The sequence below is a fragment of the Streptomyces sp. NPDC090021 genome, from assembly GCF_044748225.1.
Classification (GTDB): domain Bacteria; phylum Actinomycetota; class Actinomycetes; order Streptomycetales; family Streptomycetaceae; genus Streptomyces.
The window spans coordinates 1-1,450 of sequence record NZ_JBIVFO010000096.1 but is presented as its reverse complement, the minus strand read 5'-3'; the positions used below and the strand labels follow the sequence as shown (position 1 = coordinate 1,450).

The following is a 1,450-nucleotide window of genomic DNA, read 5'->3' as shown; positions in this document are numbered from 1 at the left end:
CTAGTAGGGCTTGGTCAGGTTGGGGCTGGTGTGGGTGTGCCGCGGTGGCACGTGGGGCAGGCGCCGGTCCATGTCGCGAGGAGGGTCTGTAGCTCGCGGACGACTTGGTAGAGGGTCAGGCCGGCGCCGTGTCTTTTGGGGCTCTGGCCAGTCGTTGCAGGGTGCAGAAGGCGTGCGCGACGGAGACGAGGGTGACGTGGTGGTGCCAGCCGTTCCAGGTGCGGCCCTCGAAGTGGGCCAGGCCCAGGGCCTGCTTCATCTCGCGGTAGTCGTGTTCGATGCGCCAGCGGAGCTTGGCGAGGCGGACCAGGGTGGTCAGCGGGGTGTCGGCGGGCAGGTCGGAGAGCCAGAACTGGACCGGCTCGGCCTGGCCTGCCGGCCACTCGGCCAGGAGCCAGCACTCCGGCAGTTCCGGTCCGTCGACGGTTTGGCGGACCTCGCGTCCGGCGGGCCGGATCCGCAAGGCCACGAACCGCGAGTACATCCGTTTGAAGCCGCTGCGGCCCGTGCCGGGCCGGGATCCCTCACGCCACTGCACCGGCTTCGCCGCCTTCCTGCCCGCAGCGATGACCATCTGTTTCACCGACTGAGGCTTGTCGGGGTACTTCGCCACCGGCGGGCGCCCGGTGCCGGAGTACGGTTCGACGACCGGGACTGCGTGGCTGGGCTGGGCCGACAGGGTCGTGGAGATCCCCACCATGTAGTTGAGGCCGCGGGCCTGCAGGCCGTGCCGGAAGGCGGCGGCGTCGCCGTATCCGGCGTCCGCGACGGCCAGCGGCACCTCGATCCCCCACGAGCGGGTCTCGTCGAGCATGTCGAGTGCGAGCTGCCACTTCTCCACGTGCCCGATGTCGTCGGGAATGCCGCAGGCGGCGCGGCGGGCGACCTTGCCCGGATCGGCCTTCACGGACCCGGGCGCCCAGGTCTCGGGCAGGAACAGCCGCCAGTTGACCGCCGCCGAGGCATGGTCCGAGGCCAGGTGTTGCGACACGCCCACCTGGCAGTTCGTGACCTTGCCCGCGGTGCCGGTGTACTGCCGCGACACACACGCAGAGGCATTGCCGTCCTTGAGGAACCCGGTGTCATCAAAGATCAGCGCACTCGGCCGGATCACCGTTTCCATCTTCCAGGCCAGCCGGGCCCGCACATGCGCCGGATCCCATGAGCTGGTGGTCACGAAGTGCGCCAGCGCCTGCCGGTTCCCGTCCGCCCCGAGCCGGGCCGCCATCGGCTCCACCGACTTGCGCTGCCCGTCGGTCAGCAGCCCCCGCAGATAGACCTGCCCCCACCGACGCTGATCCTTCCGCGCGAACGGCTCGAAAACCTCCTCCGCGAACTCCTCCAACTCAGCCCGCACACATGCCATTTCCTCCGGCGTCACATGCCCTCAACGACACACCGCACCCACAGGACACGCACCAACAACACCAACCTGACCAAGCCCTACTAG

The 1,450-nt window shown here is 69.3% G+C and carries 1 protein-coding gene; it reads right to left on the bottom strand.

What is annotated here, in order from left to right; all coding sequences use genetic code 11:
• Positions 1-115: 115 nt before the first annotated feature.
• Positions 116-1,366, bottom strand: coding sequence for an IS701 family transposase (locus ACIPXC_RS35010; RefSeq protein ID WP_401626549.1), 1,251 nt, complete (start codon positions 1,364-1,366; stop codon positions 116-118).
• Positions 1,367-1,450: the final 84 nt, after the last annotated feature.

What these genes read in the sequence shown, in the direction of transcription:
- ACIPXC_RS35010 (WP_401626549.1), bottom strand. Translation starts at nt 1,366, where the DNA reads ATGGCATGTGTGCGGGCTGAGTTGGAGGAGTTCGCGGAGGAGGTTTTC.